This is a genomic window from Streptomyces sp. NPDC002588 (assembly GCF_040295925.1).
Taxonomy (GTDB): Bacteria; Actinomycetota; Actinomycetes; order Streptomycetales; family Streptomycetaceae; genus Streptomyces.
This window is the reverse complement of record NZ_JBEOWF010000010.1, coordinates 243,549-259,726: the sequence shown is the minus strand read 5'-3', so window position 1 is coordinate 259,726 and position 16,178 is coordinate 243,549. Positions and strand designations below refer to the sequence as shown.

16 protein-coding genes and 2 pseudogenes are annotated in these 16,178 nt (G+C 68.2%); 14 read left to right on the top strand and 4 right to left on the bottom strand.

All coding sequences use genetic code 11. The features are described from left to right. Window positions 1-791 precede the first annotated feature (791 nt). Window positions 792-1,565: pseudogene (gene istB / locus ABT057_RS14465) on the bottom strand (IS21-like element helper ATPase IstB). Next, a pseudogene (istA, locus tag ABT057_RS14460) lies at window positions 1,562-3,275 on the bottom strand (IS21 family transposase). Before istA ends, istB begins: the two co-directional pseudogenes overlap by 4 nt. A 230-nt stretch (window positions 3,276-3,505) precedes the next feature. Here istA and ABT057_RS14455 point away from each other — a divergent pair. Continuing rightward, on the top strand, window positions 3,506-4,261 hold the full coding sequence (locus ABT057_RS14455; protein WP_352343172.1) for a class I SAM-dependent methyltransferase: 756 nt from the start codon (window positions 3,506-3,508) through the stop codon (window positions 4,259-4,261). 74 nt (window positions 4,262-4,335) lie between these two features. Here ABT057_RS14455 and ABT057_RS14450 read toward each other — a convergent pair whose 3' ends face one another. Beyond that, window positions 4,336-4,659, bottom strand: coding sequence for a hypothetical protein (locus ABT057_RS14450; RefSeq protein ID WP_095749789.1), 324 nt, complete (start codon window positions 4,657-4,659; stop codon window positions 4,336-4,338). 580 nt (window positions 4,660-5,239) lie between these two features. On the opposite strand from ABT057_RS14450, the gene ABT057_RS14445 reads away from it, so the two are divergent. From ABT057_RS14445 to ABT057_RS14385, 13 genes are all read left to right on the top strand, one after another. Further along, window positions 5,240-5,464, top strand: coding sequence for a hypothetical protein (locus tag ABT057_RS14445; protein WP_352343156.1), 225 nt, complete (start codon window positions 5,240-5,242; stop codon window positions 5,462-5,464). Window positions 5,465-5,579: 115 nt separating this feature from the next. Next, window positions 5,580-5,933 carry a hypothetical protein gene (locus tag ABT057_RS14440; protein ID WP_352343154.1) on the top strand — a complete coding sequence of 118 codons (354 nt, stop codon included), beginning with the start codon at window positions 5,580-5,582 and terminating at the stop codon, window positions 5,931-5,933. 213 nt (window positions 5,934-6,146) lie between these two features. Beyond that, window positions 6,147-7,352, top strand: coding sequence for an ISAs1 family transposase (locus ABT057_RS14435; protein ID WP_352343153.1), 1,206 nt, complete (start codon window positions 6,147-6,149; stop codon window positions 7,350-7,352). Window positions 7,353-7,403: 51 nt separating this feature from the next. After that, window positions 7,404-7,871: a hypothetical protein gene (locus ABT057_RS14430; RefSeq protein WP_352343152.1), complete on the top strand. Its 468-nt coding sequence runs from the start codon at window positions 7,404-7,406 to the stop codon at window positions 7,869-7,871. Window positions 7,872-8,007: 136 nt separating this feature from the next. Next, window positions 8,008-8,454 (top strand): hypothetical protein, encoded by a 447-nt coding sequence (locus tag ABT057_RS14425; protein ID WP_352343151.1) that lies wholly within the window; start codon window positions 8,008-8,010, stop codon window positions 8,452-8,454. Window positions 8,455-8,646: 192 nt separating this feature from the next. Beyond that, window positions 8,647-8,997: a hypothetical protein gene (locus ABT057_RS14420; protein ID WP_352343150.1), complete on the top strand. Its 351-nt coding sequence runs from the start codon at window positions 8,647-8,649 to the stop codon at window positions 8,995-8,997. Between the two features lie 96 nt (window positions 8,998-9,093). Continuing rightward, window positions 9,094-9,720 (top strand): hypothetical protein, encoded by a 627-nt coding sequence (locus ABT057_RS14415; RefSeq protein WP_352343148.1) that lies wholly within the window; start codon window positions 9,094-9,096, stop codon window positions 9,718-9,720. Between the two features lie 513 nt (window positions 9,721-10,233). Next, a complete protein-coding gene (locus tag ABT057_RS14410) occupies window positions 10,234-10,665 on the top strand; it encodes a hypothetical protein (protein ID WP_352343147.1) in 432 nt (143 codons plus the stop codon). Then, window positions 10,658-10,858, top strand: coding sequence for a hypothetical protein (locus ABT057_RS14405; RefSeq protein WP_352343145.1), 201 nt, complete (start codon window positions 10,658-10,660; stop codon window positions 10,856-10,858). The genes ABT057_RS14410 and ABT057_RS14405 overlap by 8 nt, the downstream gene beginning before the upstream one ends. A 171-nt stretch (window positions 10,859-11,029) precedes the next feature. Next, window positions 11,030-12,055 carry a hypothetical protein gene (locus ABT057_RS14400; protein ID WP_352343143.1) on the top strand — a complete coding sequence of 342 codons (1,026 nt, stop codon included), beginning with the start codon at window positions 11,030-11,032 and terminating at the stop codon, window positions 12,053-12,055. After that, on the top strand, window positions 11,986-12,246 hold the full coding sequence (locus tag ABT057_RS14395; RefSeq protein WP_352343170.1) for a hypothetical protein: 261 nt from the start codon (window positions 11,986-11,988) through the stop codon (window positions 12,244-12,246). Before ABT057_RS14400 ends, ABT057_RS14395 begins: the two co-directional genes overlap by 70 nt. Window positions 12,247-12,383: 137 nt before the next feature. Continuing rightward, complete coding sequence (locus ABT057_RS14390; RefSeq protein ID WP_352343141.1) at window positions 12,384-13,277, top strand: DUF8829 domain-containing protein; 894 nt, start codon at window positions 12,384-12,386, stop codon at window positions 13,275-13,277. Window positions 13,278-13,629: 352 nt separating this feature from the next. Beyond that, window positions 13,630-14,166: a hypothetical protein gene (locus ABT057_RS14385; RefSeq protein ID WP_352343140.1), complete on the top strand. Its 537-nt coding sequence runs from the start codon at window positions 13,630-13,632 to the stop codon at window positions 14,164-14,166. A gap of 148 nt (window positions 14,167-14,314) precedes the next feature. On the opposite strand, the gene ABT057_RS14380 is transcribed toward ABT057_RS14385, so the two are convergent. Then, window positions 14,315-15,511: a hypothetical protein gene (locus ABT057_RS14380; RefSeq protein ID WP_352343138.1), complete on the bottom strand. Its 1,197-nt coding sequence runs from the start codon at window positions 15,509-15,511 to the stop codon at window positions 14,315-14,317. Between the last annotated feature and the right edge of the window lie 667 nt (window positions 15,512-16,178).

The window sequence follows — 16,178 nt, the reverse complement described above, 5'->3', positions numbered from 1 at the left end:
CCGCTTCGCTCTGCCTCCGGCAGCCGAATACTCGCTCCGCTCGTTTCGCGCGTCCCCGCGCGAATTGCCCGCCTCCGGCGGGAAGTTATGGAATTGGCCTCCGGCAATTCCATAACATGCGTTCCTCCGGAACGAAAAAGCGGGAATGTGCTGGTTTTGTTTTGTGGGTGGGGTGTTGGGGTTTTAGTTGAGGGTTATTCATGTCCGGTATGGGGGTGGGGTTTGGGGGAATCTCCGATTCCCTTAAAAACGCGGGAAATTGAGATTTATATTCCGTGGGGGGAAGTAGACCACGGAATACGGGGGAAGGGATAGGGCCCCTCCGGGGCCCAACCCCTTGGAAGGGTGCGGGAGTCGGGGCGAGAGGGGTTGGGGGCCCTCCGGGCCCGGGGTAGGAGTCAGGGGCCGCGGGGTGCCCGGGGGTGAGGGGACGTGTCCTGAGGGAGTGGGGTGGCCTGCCTCCGGCGGGACACCCCACAGACAGAGACAGGGAGACAGGGAAAGAGACGGGCGCACAACCCCCAGACACCACCCCAGAGGCCCGGACCGACCCAGACAAGACCCACGCGGCCGGACACCGCCCCACACAGACCCACAGGGCCGCCACCACAGCGCGGAGGCACAGCCGACGCGCAACACCCCAGCACACCGCCCCACATCCCCGAAGCCACCACATGGCTTTGACCGTGAATGCTGACGTCGTTTGGCCGTGAAAGTTGACGGCGGTTCGTGGCCTCGGGCCGGCTGGATGTTGGTGAATTCTGACGGCAGCCGGATGGTGTGGGGATGGCTTAGCGGGCGAGTTCGCGGCTGTGAGCGAGGCAGTAGGACTCGGTGCCGGTCTCGAGGATGTTGCCGCCGAAGGTGAGCCGGTCGACGATGGCGGCGCAGAGTCTGGGGTCGGTGAAGGTCTTGCCCCAGCCAGCGAAGGAGTCGTTGGAGGCGATGGCGACGGAGTTCTTCTCCTCGCGTTCGGTGAGGACCTGGAAGAGGAGTTCGGCGCCGCGGCGGTCGAGTTGCATGTAGCCGAGTTCGTCGATGCAGAGCAGGTCGACGCGGCCGTAGCGGACGATGGTCTTGGTCAGGATCTTCTCGTCGGCGGCCTCGACCAGCTCGTTGGCCAGCTTCTATGCCAGGGTGTATTTCACCCGGAAACCTGCCATCGCGGCTTCGGTGCCGAGCGCGATGAGCAGGTGAGACTTGCCGGTGCCGGAGTCACCGATCAGGCAGAGCGGCAGGCCCTTCTTCACCCACTCGCAGGTGGCCAGCGAGCCGACGACGGCGGAGTCGATGTTCGGATTGGCATCGAAGTCGAACTCGCGCAGCGATTTCTCCTGGGGGAACTGGGCGGCCTTGATCCGGCGTTCGGAGCGGCGCCTGGCGCGGTCGTCTCACTCGGCCAGCAGCAGTTCGGCCAGGAACACCAGGTAGGACATCTGGTCGTTGCCGGCCTTGGCCGCCAGGTCGGGAAACTGGTTGCGGATCGTGGGCAGTCGCAGGACCCGGCATGCCTGGTCGACGGCGGCTTCGGCGGCTTGTTCGCTCATCCGGCGGCGAGGACTCATGCCGGCGGCTTCTTCCTGCTCGGCTTCTGGGTAGGTCTCGGGGCCGGCGCGCGCCCAGCGGCGGCCACGGCGGCTCGCCGGCTGGGAAGCAGCTGGTCGTAGATCGACACGTCAGGCATGGGGCGGGTGTCTTTGGGCAGTTGCGCCAGGCGCCGCTGGATCAGCGAGGTGACGGTCGCTGCGACGGCCCGGTCTGCCTCGGTAGTGGCTCGGCGTCGCGGCTTGGCGTCGTGGCTTGGCCGAGGTCGGTTCGTCGTTGTCGGCGATGCGGCGGGCTTCCAGCGCGGCCGCGTCCGCGGTGAGCGCTCCGACCTGGAGCGCGGCGGCCAGGCCGGCGACGACGTGGTCGTGCTGCATGTGCCGGTGCAGCAGCAGAACCTCGATCAGAGCGCGGGTGCCGGCGGTGTCGCCGTGGGCGTTGCAGGCGGCTGTCCACCAGGCTTCGTGGATCGGGGTGAACTGGCCCGCGGCCCGGGCCTGTTCGAGGACCGTGGCGCCGGGCAGCGCGCCCGGTTTGCGCAGCAGCGCTTCGAGATAGTGATCGAGCTCGAGCCGTGATCCGCTCTTGGTCAGCAGCCGTTCGTGCTGGGCGATCTCGGTGCGGCCGTCGAACACCACGAGCTCGGAGGCGTGCAGCAAGACCCGGACCTGGCGGCCGATGAACCGGGTCGGGACCGAGTAACGGTTGGTGCGGACGGTGATCTGGGAGAACCGGTCGACCCGTGGGGTGAACCAGCGGCCGGTCTCGAACGTCTCGACGGGCAACGGCTTCAACGACGGCCGTTCGACGGCGAACAACTCGCCGATCGTGCGGGGACGGGTCCCGATCCGCCGGGCCTCGTCGGCCAGATCCCACTCGTCGATCAGCATGTTCAAGTGCGCCAGCGAGTCGATCTCGGGGACGGGAACGAAGTGGTTGCGGCGAAACCAGCCGATCTGGCCCTCGACGCCGCCTTTCTCGTGGGCGCCCTCGATTCCCGGCGTGCAGTAGAACGGCTCGATGCCGTAGTGGGACCGAAATGCGGTCCACCGGTCGGTCTCGACCCGGCGCCTCGTGAAGCCGAGCACCGACGCGACCGCGGCCTTCAGGTTGTCATACCGGATCTTGCCGAACGGCACGCCGCCCAGCATTCTGAAAGCGTGCTCGTGGCCCTCGAAGAACGCCTCCTGACCGCCGGAGGCGAACACCCGGTGCACCGCCTTCCCGGAGAATGACAACCGCAGGCAGAACAAATGGCACTTCACCAGCTCGCCCCGCAAACGGACCGCGACCTCGCCGAAGTCGACCTCGGCTTCGGCGCCGGCCAGGTGCGACTGCTCGATGAACACCTGCGCCGGGCCACGGCCCGCCTCGACGCGAATCTCCGGCTTCCGCTTGGCGACGTAGGCGCGCACGACCTGGTAGGACACGTCGTCCATCGCGTGCTCGTTGATCAACCGGCGATAGATCCGGACCACCGTGTGACGCTGCTTCCTCGGCGCATCCAGATCAGCCAGCAGCATCTGGTCGATCACCGGCTTGAACGGATCCAGCTTGGAACGGCGAGGCGCGTACGGTTCCCGAGGTTGCGGCCACGCCGAACTCAGCGCCTTCTGAACAGTCCGCCAGCCCACCCGGTACTTGCGCTCCAGCGCCCGGCTCGACGTGCCCTCGCGAGCGTCACGCCGCAGCGCGGCATACAACTCGACCTTCGACTGACCAGGCGGCATCGGCGGTACTTCTTCACTGAGCACATCCAGCTTGACACCGCAACCCCGCGAGTGACACTACTTCTCACGGACAGCTTCCCCTAACCAGCCGGTGACATTCACTCAGACGGACAACTGACAACCCACAAACACCGTCAGAGCCATCCTTGCGAAAACCATTGGTGCCCGGCTTGCTCCGCTGATGGACTGACGTCCTACCGTGAGTCTGCCGCGTGACGGAGGTAGTGGTTGTGACAGGCTATGACGTGCTTGCCGAGGTGTACGAATGGCTCATCTCGGATGCAAAGTTGCCTCCAGCCGAGTTCGCTGCGTCGTTCGACGACGTCCTCAATCTCCTGCCGTCGAACGCTCACGTCCTCGACTGTTCGTGCGGAACCGGACAGTTGGCGGTTGGCCTCGCCGGTCGTGGAATGCAGGTTGTCGCAACTGACGCCAGCGAGGCGATGGTTCGTCGGACTGCAGAGTTGTCTGAGGAGTTCAGGGCATCCGTCCGGGCCGTACGGGCGAACTGGGAAGAGTTACCCGACCATTTCCAGGACAACACGTTCGACATGGTGTTCTGCGTTGGCAACTCGCTTCACCATGCCGCGGGCGCGACAGGCAGGGTTGCTGCTCTGGAGTCGATGTCACGGCTTCTGCGCCCCGGCGGGCGCTTGGTACTCACATCCCGCACTTGGGAACTCGTGAGGGCCAGAGGTTCCCGGCTGGAGATCAGTGACCGACTCGTCCGCCGGAACGGTCGCGATGCCATCGTGGTCTACCGCTGGGAGATTGCGGCGCATTGGGAGGAGGAGCACCACATCGAGATTGCGATCGCGCAAGTTGATGCGACCGGGTTGGTTCTTGTCCGCTCGGAACTGCTGTCCTGCTGGCCCTACCGGTACGAGGAACTCGAAGTCGAGCTGCACCGGGTCGGACTCCAAACGGAACTGAGCATGTTCGATCTTGAGGCCGAGAACTACATGGTGGTCGCGAGCAAGGTATAAACACCGGACTCTCAGTCCCTGGCCGGACCGCGCGGTTGCTCGCAGGACGCTTGCGTCCTCTCATCGGTGCGGGTTCAAGTGGTCAACGCAACGCCTCGGACGAGGAGTGCTCGTCGATCAGACGGCGGTAGATCCGGGGTGACGGTGTGGCGCTGTTTCCTGGTCGCGTCCAGATCAATGAGCAGGATCTCGTCGATCAGCAGCGTGAACGGATCCAGCTTCGACGGCCGCGCCGAAGCGGTTGTCGTGCGTGGCTGCGGCCAAGCCGAGGTCAGGGCCTTGTTGACCGTGCTCCAGGTGACGCCGTACTTGCACTGCAACGCCCGGTTCGACATGCCATCGCGGGAGTCGCGCCGCAGCGCGGCGTACAACTCGACCTTCGACTGGCCAGGCGGCATCGGGGGTGCTCCTTTACTGAGCACATCCAGCTTGACACCGCAACCCCGATGGTGACGTCAGAATTCGCGAACATCTTTCTGGGCCATCACCTGGTGCCGTCAGCTTTCACAAACAACTGACGTCACCAACTACCGACAGAACCACACCACCACCCGCCCCCGCACCCAATCCTCACACTCCCACAACCGACGTGGGACAAGTGGCAGCAGAGGGGATGTCAGCACACCGACCACACGCCCACAGGCTGCTGACCAGGGGTGACGTGGAAGCCGGCCGCCAGGCACCGCAACCTCTACCGCAACACCTGACGCAACATCAGGCGCAACACAGTACGCAACACGGGGCGCAACAGGGTCTTCCCCTCCCGCGCTACATCCACTATTATTTGAAGTTCGGGGGGGCGACCCCCTTGAATCGCAGAAGTCCAACGAAGGGGTAGACGTGGAGATCCAGATCTCTGACGGGACCGTCTCGTCGGGTGCGCGGCGGTAAGGGCGCACCCATGAACGGCCTGGCAATTCAGGCCCGCACGGTCGCAAACTTCCTGCCCCTGATCTGCCAGAGGCGGGCGCGAACATCGTGCACAAATCCGACGCGAATTACACGGGAATTCGCTTCGACACCAAGGTCGGCCCCGTGGTGCCGGAAATGCCGACGGGTGACCGTCCCTACCGGCTGGTTCACGAGATGCCGGAGCCGGACGACACCGGGCGCACCGAAGTGGAGATGCGGCGTTTCCCGCAGATCTACAAGCCGCGCGGAGTAGCGCAACGGCTGAATTCCTCCAGTCTCGCGGATTTCTGAAGTAATCCGCAGGCAACTCCCGGGGGAAGCAGCCGAAGTATTCCGCCGTTTCCCCCGGGGTTCCACACATCGTGATCGGAAAAAAGGGAGACTGATCATTAAGATCGTATCGTGTGTGACCGGCGAGGAAATCAGGACGGGCCGCACCCTGTGCGCGCAGACGGGTGCAGTGGCCGGACAGGCATGGAAATTCGAGCGAATAGCCGAGCGCGCCGACGGGATCCATCACGTGCACGTGTCGCATCCCGGAGGGAAGTTGGGCCGCATTCACCGTGAGTTCCACCCGAGCGTGTTCGGGTGCGAGATCACGGTAGAGATCACGTGGCGCAAGAGCGTCGGTCACGCGGCTTACCGGACGTGGTCCAAGGTCGACGACTACTTGTTGGCCGGGCTGTTCGCGCTTGTGCCTCTCGCGTTCTTCGCGCACTACCACTGGTCGGAATACATCGTGGCTATTTTCGGCCGCTAGGGGAATAGGCGGAGTGCCCGAACGAATCCGCCACTCCCAAATCAGAGGGGGTCCGGGGAGCAGGGCGGTGTCGTTCAGACGGTGTGTCCGGGTTGATGGGTTTTCAGGAATCGAGTCAGAACTGCCGGTTGGTCGGCTCGGACTGACACGGAGGCAGGCACGGCTCCCGGTGATCATGAGATGTCGAGTCCCTGATCACCACGACGGAAGATCGTGCCTGCCTGCTCATCCATTCCCATCCCGGGCCCTCTGGGCCAACTCGCCGACGCCGCACCGGCCACACCCGGCGACCTTCCCAGCCTGCTGACCTGCCTGGCTCAAGTGCCAGACCCCCGCCGGCGCCAGGGCCGACGCCACCCACTCGCCTTCGTCCTGTCGCTGGCAGCGTGCGCGGTCCTGGCCGGAGCGAAGTCCCTGGCCGCGATTGCGGAGTGGGCTGCCGACGCCCCGCCCGCCGTCCCGGCCCGGCTCGGTGGCGTGTGCCGGGAACCGGACCGCGGCCCCGTCGCCCCGGCCGAGGCCACCATGCGCCGCACCCTGCAGCGCATCGACGGCGATGCACTGGATATGGCCGTCGGCACCTGGCTCGCCCAACGCGAGGGCATCGCCGTCAGCAAGGCGGAAGGAACCAAGCGGTCCCTGCCCTCCCTGGCGGTGGACGGCAAGACCGTGCGCGGTGCCCGCCGCGCAGACGGCACCCAGCTCCACCTGCTCGCCGCGATGACCGGAACCGGCCTGGTCACCGCCCAGCGTGAGGTCGACGGCAAGACCAACGAGATCACCGTCTTCCGGCCCTTGCTCGCCCCGCTCGATCTGCACGGCGTGGTGGTCACCTTCGACGCGCTCCACTCGCAGACCTCCCACGCTCGCTTCCTCATCGAAGACAAGCACGCCCACTACATCGCACTGATCAAAGGCAACCAGCCCATCCTGCACAGGTGGCTGAAGACCCTGCCGTGGCGGGAAGTACCGCTCCTGCACAAGACCCGGGCCACTGCGCACGGCCGCGATGAGATCCGACGGATCAAGGCCGCCGCCGTCACCGGGATCGCGTTCCCGTACGCGGTGCAGGCCGTGCAGATCGTGCGCCGCCGACGGATCGTCACCACCGGTAAGGGGACCCTGGAACGTGTTTACGGTGTCACCGACTTGACGGCGGAGCAGGCCGACGCAACCGAGATCGCGCAGCGCATCCGCGACCACTGGGGCATCGAGAACAAGATTCACCATGTCAGGGACACCACGCACGCCGAGGACGCCTCCCGCGTGCGCACCGCAACCGCACCACGCACCATGGCATCCCTGCGCAACCTGGCCATCGGCGCTCTCCGACTCGCCGACCACACCAACATCGCCGCCGCTCTGCGTCACCACGCCCGCGACATCAGCCGCCCACTCACCACCCTGGGCATCACATGATCAACGGCGCATCGGCGAGAACAACACCCGCCCTGAGGCTAACGTGAACGGGTGAATCAGCTCTGGGCGTCGTTGATCGGTGTCGTACTTGGCGGAGCCATGTCCTACCTGGCCCAGCTCACCACCGCACGCCAGGCCGCCCGCACCGAGGACAAGCGCCAGGCCACGCAACTCGCCGAGGCCCGCCGAGCCGAACGGCTCGACGCAATAAGGGAGTTCATCCAGCTCACGCAGCAAGGCATACGCCTCGCCGAAGAACGCTACGAGGCACCCGACTGGTCCTCTGGCCGCACACCCGAGTGGCTCGCCGCCGAGCGGGCACTCATCGAACGCCTCTGGATCTGCGAGCGGATGATCCTCGTCCTTATCGGCCCGAAGCTCTACCAACTCGCCTGGGACTACGCGAGCGCCGTGCATCACGTCCTGTGGAAGGACCTCGGTGAGCCCGAAGCCGCGTGGAACCACCTACGCGGACCCATGAACATCTTCCTCAACGCGGCCCACGAGAAGCTGGGCTGACCTGGCCCCGGAAGCCATCCCGGGCACTCAACCATCAGCAGCACGAGTTACCCGATCCCTCATCAAACCGGACACACTACAAGAACGACGGAGCCCTGGTCCGGGGAGCAGTCCCCGGACCCCGGCTGGAGGGATCATGGAAGAGACGCAGACGGTGAGCCGGACTGGCGAGCCGGTGACGCAGGCGGAGGCCGAGCAGGCCGGTTACGTGCTGCGGGAGTTGGCGCGCAGCGTGAGCGAACCTTGCGCCCTGGGGGTGTCTGAAGAGCAGTTGGACACGGTCGTGCAGTTCTTCGGGCTGGGTTGGGCGATGGGGGTGCGCACGGGTCACACCGCCCCGGCTGTGGCGGGTGTCCCGGTCGACCGAGAGACAGTCACGCGTGCGTTCGCCGAGCTGATGGGCCGGGTGTCGGTTCCGCAGTACCCCGGGCCCGCGCTGTGGCAGAAGGTCGACTATCACGGCAGTGTGACCCAGCGTCACGGCGCGTTGTGGGTGTGCGCGTCGTACGGGCCTGACGCCGTTGCCGGTGTTCCGCGTCATGGGCTAAGTGTGCTGGTCAGGGGTGGGTTCACTCACCCCTGACCAGCACACTATTATTAAAGTTTTTCGGAGGGCGGTGGCCCCGCGCCCCGAACCGCAGAAGCCAACACGAAGGGGAGAACACCGCATGACTCAGCAGTTCGCCGAGCGCGCCACGAACGTGGCCCCCACCGGTGCCCGAAACGCGAACTCTCCGACCTGGTCCGCATCCTGGAGAACCAGAACGAGCACAAGATGGACGTAGTCGTCTCCGCGTCCGCGCTGCGCTTCCGTGAGGGAAACGTGCACGTCGAGGGCGTGGAGTCCCTGATCACCGAGGACGGTGTGACGGAGGTCGACGGGATCTACCGGCCCACCGCCGTGGCTGACGAGGGGATTGCGGACAAGCTCCGTATCCCGCTCGCCTACCTGCGCCGGATACACGCCGAGAACGTCCCGCTGCTGGACGAGAACGTGAACGCGTGGCTGCGTGAGGAGCCGAGCCGTGAGTTCATGCTCCGCGCGTTCCGGGGCGACAGCGGCCCCGGCATGCCGCCCGCCGAGGGCGTGGCCCGCGCGCGCTGCTCAGCGACTCCTACAAGCTGATGGACAACTTCGACATGCTGCTCGCCGCCCTGGACGGGGTGAAGCAGTCCGGTCACCCCACCCGCGTCACGGGGTGCGACCTGACTAGACCGGCGCATGTACGTGCGCGTCGAGTCCGAGGAAGTGGCCGTTCAGGCGCGCGAGTTGCTGCGCGGCTACCGCTCCCCGTTCGACGGCCGCAGCGGCGACGAACTGCCGATGATCGCGGCCGGATTCGTCATCACCAACAGCGAAGTCGGTTCCGGGGCGTACAACATCACCCCGCGCGCGGTCATCCAGGTCTGCCGCAACGGTCTGACCCAGACCAAAGACGTCATGCGCGCCGTGCACCTCGGAGGCAAGCAGGACGAGGGCGTGGTGTCCTGGTCCGGCCAGACCCAGCGCAAGACGCTGGAGCTGATCACGTCCAAGACCGCCGACGCCGTGCGCACGTTCCTGTCACGGGAGTACGTCGAGGCCAAGGTGCACGAGATGGAAGCCGCCGCCGGGAAGACCCTGGACGAGCCGACGAAGACCATCGAGCACGTCACCAAGACGCTCGGCATCGGCACCGAAGCCAAGGACATGATCCTGTCGCACTTCGTGAGGGGCGGTCAGATGACGGCCGGGGGCGTGATGCAGGCCATCACGTCCACCTCGCAGACCCTCACCGACGCCGACCAGGCCGCCGCCCTGGAGGCGCTCGCCGTGCCCGCCCTGACGGCCGCAGCCGCGCACGGCTGACAGACCCCCGTGTGGGCCGGGAACCTCCCCGAGCCCGGCCCACACGGGCACCCATCCCGACCGGCCAGCAACAGAATCAGGTGCTGAATGTTCGACTACTCACCACCAGACAGCGATCCCAGACCCGACTATTCCGGCCGACCAGGCGACGACGACTGTGAATGCCCCTCATGCACGGGCGCAGTCTGGTCAAACAGGGAGCGCGAGAGCGGCAACCCCGCGCCGAGCGGGTCATCAGGTGGAGAAGGCATTCGCACTCACCACGGTCAGCCCCCCCCCTGACCACCGGGCGGGCATCCCGACCCCCTCACGGGTGCCCGCCCGGCCCCCACCGGCCCACAGCGGCAGCACCGCCGAGCGCGGAACGCGTCGCGTCTGCGGAGCAGCCCGCGCGCCAAAGAAGACCCCCGCCGCGCCACAGGACGCGCACGCCGGCCCCGGTACTCACCGCCCCGTCCGCAAGGAGTAGCCGCATGCCCGCACGCCAAGAGCTCACCCGCCACGGCGGCCGCCATGGGCCGCGCCATGAACGCGCTCGCCGCCCTACTCGTCGCACCCGGCGAGGGCAGCCACCAGTTCAACATCGTGGCCGAGCGCACCAACGACACGATCGTCACCGCCGACCTGACTCTGCCCGTCGGGGCGTCGCCGCTGCGGGTGAAGCACACCGAGGAGGGCTACCCCCGGTTCTTCGCGCTGCTGACGTTCGCCCTGGAGTACAGCACCAACCGGCGCGCCGTCCTGGTGGCCACGACCGCTGGCGAGCCGTTCCCGCGCACCTGCGGCTGGACCGTACGGGATGGACGGCTGAACCCCATGGACCGCCGTGAACTCCAGGAGGCGGTCATGCCCCACCCCGACGCCGTCGCGCCGCTGCACCTGGTCTACGACGCCCCGGAGCTGCCCGAGATCCCCGACGCCGACGAGGAGAGCCCCCGTGGCTGACACCCCCGCCGTCACCGCCAACGGCTACTGCACCAACACCGCCCCGGTCCCCGGCACCATCCGCACCGCCAACGCCAAGAACACCGGGAAGTTCTTCCACCTGCACGGCCGCCGCTACGGCGAATGCCCGTGCGGCAAGGAAGTGTCCCTGACCGAGCGGGACAACCTGCACCGCCACAAGCCGCCGCAGTAGCCCACAGACGCCGTCCGCCGCCCCCTTCCTCCTGGGGCGGCGGACGGGCCGCCCCGGCCAGAGCGCCACTGGCCGAAGACCTGCCGCCCCGACGTCCGCGCCCTCCCCTTCGGCGAGCGCGGGGCGGCAGGCCCCCGGCTCACCGATCCGGCAACCGAGGAGCCGCAGCCCATGACCAGCCCGAGCCTGACCGTCGACACGCCCGCCGGCCCCCGCCAGGACGACGCCGTCGTCTTCGAGCTGGGCGGGGCGATGCGCGGCAGCGTGCACGTCACCGGCACCACCAACCCCCATCACTGGGACCAGTTCACCGCCGTCCGCGCCTGTCTCGGCCCCGTCAACGCCTACAAGGCCACCACTCCCGACGACGCCCTGCCGCGGCTCACCCGCAGCCGCACCGACTACCACGGCAGCCTGACCCTCTACCCCGACGACTACGCCGACCGCCCCCAGGTCAGCGTGTATCCGATGGCGTCCGCCGACGGACACGAGCCGCCCGAGAAGACGGCAGCGACGCTCACCGCCGTACTGCGCGCCTGCGCCGCCCACGTCGCGCACCGCGAGGACCTGCCGGAGATCCTCACCCTTTCCCGGCAGCGCGACACCCCCCAGCTGCCGCGCTTCCTCACCCGGTCCGCCGCCCACCACCGGGCCGAAGCCGCCCGCTACGAGCGAGAGGCCCGCGCCGCCCGTCCCGCGCAGCGCACCGCCGTGGCCGCCTGGTGGACCGTCGCCCGCTGGTACCTCGCTTCCCCGCACCCGGTCCTGCTGCTGATGCTGGCCGGCCTCCCCTACTCGGTGCTCCCCGACTCGCTGGCCCGCACCGTCGACGTCAAGCAGTGGTGGGCCCCGACTGCCTCACCGCGGCCGCCCGAGAGCACGAACACACCCGCCGCGCACAGGCGGAAGCCGACTCCCTGCGCAGCCAGCAGCGGCCACGACGCCCCGCCCGCCGCGCGCATGCCCCTGCACACGGCGGTCCGCACGCGGAGCGTCGGGAACTGGAGATGTCGTGACCATGCGCTGGTCGATGACCCTCGGAGAACGCTGCCGACCCGACCGCCCACCTACACCGAGTGCCCACCTACGCCGAGTGCCCCGGCCCGAACGAGGCCCGCGCCGTCGCCCTGGCCGACGACTGCGGGCAGCTCTTCCCCATCCTGCTGGCGTGGCGGCGCGCACTCGGCCACGAGCTGACCGCCTGGGCCGGGCAGGTCGAGGCGGACGACATCGAGAACCTCCCCCAGGACGTGACCGACGACTGGGGGCCCGGCCTACGGCTCGACCCGATGCCCGGCGGATACGTGAAGGTCTCGGACTACCGCGACCACCAGCCGCCCACCGCCCTCACCGCCCTCACCGCCGCCCCCAAGACGCTCATGCGCTGAGCTCAGCCGCTGAAAAGCCGCAGGTCAGGGGTGGGTTCACATCACCCCGCATCAAACTATTATAGATGTTGCGGGAAGGGGCCTCTCCTCCTCCGTGCCGCCCCCCTCCCGCACCCAGGACCGAACGAGAGGCCGCGATGCTCGAGAAGTTCACCTGCCAGACGATGCGCCGCGTCCTGCGTCGCGAAATCTCGGGCACCATCGGGCTGCTCACCGATGAGCACGACTTCCGTGCCATGCGGCATTACCGCAGCTTCGCTTTCGACGACTACGCGACGTACCTGGCAGGGGTGGAAGACCTTCTCACGGCCCGCGCCGCGCAGGGCACTCACACCATGCTCGCCCTGTTCGACCCCGAGGAGTACGCCGACTTCTGCGGCGACACCGGCCTCGACCCCGACAGCCCGTCCAGCCGCACCCGCTTCACCGCCGAGATCGCCACCACGGGCCCCACCATCCCCTACGACGGCGAGCCCCTGGCCGACCTCGTCCCGGTCCTGATCGACGAAGCCGTCCGCCAGGCCACCCGGGAGTACGCCTCCACATGCCTGGCCCGTCTCGGCGCCTGCGCACTCTGCGGAAAGGACGTCGGCCAAGAGGCCTTCGCCCGCGCCCGGGACTTCCTCGTCCGCATCCTCGACACGGCCGGCCCTGGCCACCGGCACCTGGTGTGCAGCGTCTCGGCAACGCCGGAGACGCTGGCCTCCGTCCTGCACGCCGACACGGACGCCGACGGCGCTACCCAACTCGACGACACCGAAGCCCTCGAATTCACCACGGTCCTCGCCCTCGGCCTCACGGCCCTGCCCGGCGCACTCGTCATGAGGACCCGCAGCCCAGGCGCCCCGGACCGCGTCTACGGCTGGCGACTGCGAGCGGGAGACCTCGAACCCCTCACGGCCGGAGAGGTCTTCGACGCCTACTGCACCGACACCGGCTCCGGCGACCCCGTCTCCCCGGAGACGGGCGTCGACTACTGCGCGCCGCCCGACCTCAGCCCGGACGGCACGACGCCGGGACACCACCACTGAACGAGCCGGGCCGTCGCCGCCGGCATCCCGCCCGGGCGACGGCCCCCAGTTCTCAGGAGCTGCCGTGCGAGGCAACCCGCCAGTCATCGACTGGTGCAGCAACAAGGCCTACCCGTGCCCGCGTTGCCGACACGACACCGTCGCGAGCCCCTCCCGCTGCCGGGAGGTGTACACCTGCTGCAACTGCGCCACCCGCTTCGCCCGCCTGCAGCCCGTCCTGCGCCACCTGCGAGGTCTGCACGGAGCGCCACCCCGTAACCGTCGACGACGAGCCCTTCGGTTTCCTGCGCCGCCGTCACAACGGCGTCGGGATGTACGCGCAAGACCAGTTCGAGGCTGCCTGGCGCAGCACGTGCGCAGCAGCTGGGACAACGTGCGCTGGGACGACGGCATCCCGGACTGCCCGCCCGTGAGCGACCGTGAGGCCGTCGACCTGCACCACGGGCCGGAGGCGGAACGCGCCGGCGAGCACTACTCGCTGCACGCCGAGGACATCGGCCGGCTGGTGCGGACCCCGGCCGCTCCGGACGGCTTCCGCTTCCCTGACGAGGAGGTGTGCGCCGAGGTCAACAGCTCGGCCGTCTTCCACCCGATGGCCGGCCCCGACGGCGAAGGCCTGCCGTGCACCGAGGTCGCCGGAGTCCTGGTCTTCGCCTGCCCGGACGCCGACATGCAGGCCGTACGGGTGTCGGTGCATCTCGACACCGCCGAGCCACTGATCCGGTCCGACGCGACGGTGCCGCTGCACGTGGAAGTCGGGAGCTCCACGGTGTTCAGCGCGGGTGCCGTGCTGGAGCGGGCGCAGGCCGGAGGGTGGCTGCGTCGACTGGTCCGCCGGATGCGGTGGGCGAGGGGGATTGACTCCACACCAAAGCACACTATTATTTGAGATATGAGGTGTTCTCGCATGCCCCGTCGATCACGCACGTGTCCGGCACCGTCACCAGCGACGCCGAATGCCGCTTCACCGAATCCGGCACCGCCGTCTGCCGGGGGGGTCCGCCCCGCATGGGCGGGCCCCGGACGGGCGGGCGGGGCTACGGCCGCCAGATCACCGCAGTGCTCGTGGAGCTTCCCGGTGTCGGGAAGGCGATCCGGACGCCGACGGCCACGCCGGCGTTGTTGATGGACGTGGCGTAGGAGTTGCTGCCGTCCGGTGTCACGTTCAGTTCGGTCAGGCTCCCGTCGGCCTCGTAGCGGAGGGCGAAGCGGTGCTGATCGGACGGGACCTTGACCCCGGTGTACCCGACGGAGACACCGGCGTCGTTGACGGCGACGGCCGTGGTGTACTCGTACGCGGAGCCGATCGCCGTGGCGGTGCCGTCGGGGCTCCAACTCGTGGCGGTGTAGTCGATGTCGTCCGCTCCGAGCTGCCAACCGACGACGGCACCCGAAGCGTTGATGGCGTTCGCGTTGGAGTGCGGGCCCAGGTCCGTGACGGTGCCGTTGGCGCCCCAGGTCACGGAGCGGGACTGGTTCCTCGTGCCACCGGTCGGCACGGCCCCCCGCGCGAGCACGGTGCCGGCGTCGTTGACCTGGACGACCCATGCGGTGGAGTAGGCCGAGGTCGGGTCGAGCGGGACGGGAGTGCCGTCCGGGTTCCACTTCACGGGGTGATAGGCGTTGTAGTCCGAGAAAGACACACCGGCGACCGTGCCCGAGCTGTTGACCGAGAGGGCGAAGGTGAGGGTGTCACCGTTGAGCGGAGCGAGCTGGACGGCCTGGCCGTCCGGGCGCCACTTCACTGCGTGGTAGGTCCCGCCGAGCGCGGACTCTCCCACCGCGATACCGGTGCGGCTCATCGCGCGGAAGACGGTCCAGGTGTCGCCGGGCAGCGGCTGCAGTTGGGTGACCGTGCCGTCGGGCGCCCAGCGCACCGTGTGGCTCCCCGACCAGCCGGCGGCGGTGCCGTCGTCGCTGACGGCCTCGGCATAGCCCATCGGGTCCCCGGGCAGCAGCGGGAGTGTCGTGGGGCTGAGGTCCGGGTTCCAACGGGTCGGAGACATCTGGTTGTTGGGACCCTCGGTGTAGCCGACGATCACCCCGCTGCCGTTGATTGCGGCGGGGTAGCTCGAGGTGGCGCCGGGCGGGAGGGGCAGGTCGGCGGCCGCGTTGGCCGTCGGGCCGGTGTCGGCCGACGCGCTGCCGACCGTGGCCAGCGTGAGGGTACAGACGGTGGCCAGGGTGACGGTGGCGGCGCCCGCGGACCGCAGGGCTCTGATGCCGATGCTCATGACGCGAATTCCTCGTCTCGTGGACTTCCCCGGAATGGCACTGTGGTGGTGCTCTGTCACGTCGCGCACGGAGGGTTCCCGTGGGCAACACCGCGCGCCGCACAGGAACTTCACTCAGTCTTCACGACGTCGGGCGCAGCCGCAGCGGAATGCGTCCTGGAGTGGCCGCCGGTCACCTTCGAGGGCGTCCGCCACCCGGGGGTCACCCGCACGATGCCCGGCCCGGACGGAACCCAGATGCCGCGCAGCCTCCTCACCGAGATCGCGGCGTACGGGCGTTTCCCGCGCATGGGCAACCCCTACCGCCGCAACCACGCCAAGACCGGGGGTCGTCTCCAGCGCCTGGACGCCGATGATCAGCCGCCTGCACCGCGAGTTGGGCTGCCCCGTGCGGATCTTGAAGGTCATGGGCCTGCGCAGTGAGGAGGGACCTGACCGCAGGAGGCGTCCGGCCTTCCGGACGGTGCAGGCCAACAGTGCCCGGGTCGTCGACGAGTGGCTGCCGGTCAAGGACTGGTCCACCGCCGCGGTCAAGGAGTGGCACGCCAGCGCTCCCGTGCCGTACTGCCGGACGTACGACTCGGTGCCCGGGGCCGGCGACTGGATGGGCAGCTCCCGACATGTTGACCGGACTACGGGCAGCGACACGCGCGTGTCGTGGTCGATC

Coding starts and splice junctions, on each gene's coding strand:
- ABT057_RS14400 (WP_352343143.1), top strand. CDS start 11,030: ATGACCAGCCCGAGCCTGACCGTCGACACGCCCGCCGGCCCCCGCCAG.
- ABT057_RS14415 (WP_352343148.1), top strand. CDS start 9,094: ATGTACGTGCGCGTCGAGTCCGAGGAAGTGGCCGTTCAGGCGCGCGAG.
- ABT057_RS14450 (WP_095749789.1), bottom strand. CDS start 4,659: ATGCCGCCTGGCCAGTCGAAGGTCGAGTTGTACGCCGCGCTGCGGCGC.
- ABT057_RS14420 (WP_352343150.1), top strand. CDS start 8,647: ATGGACGTAGTCGTCTCCGCGTCCGCGCTGCGCTTCCGTGAGGGAAAC.
- ABT057_RS14425 (WP_352343151.1), top strand. CDS start 8,008: ATGGAAGAGACGCAGACGGTGAGCCGGACTGGCGAGCCGGTGACGCAG.
- ABT057_RS14390 (WP_352343141.1), top strand. CDS start 12,384: ATGCTCGAGAAGTTCACCTGCCAGACGATGCGCCGCGTCCTGCGTCGC.
- ABT057_RS14410 (WP_352343147.1), top strand. CDS start 10,234: ATGGGCCGCGCCATGAACGCGCTCGCCGCCCTACTCGTCGCACCCGGC.
- ABT057_RS14380 (WP_352343138.1), bottom strand. CDS start 15,511: ATGAGCATCGGCATCAGAGCCCTGCGGTCCGCGGGCGCCGCCACCGTC.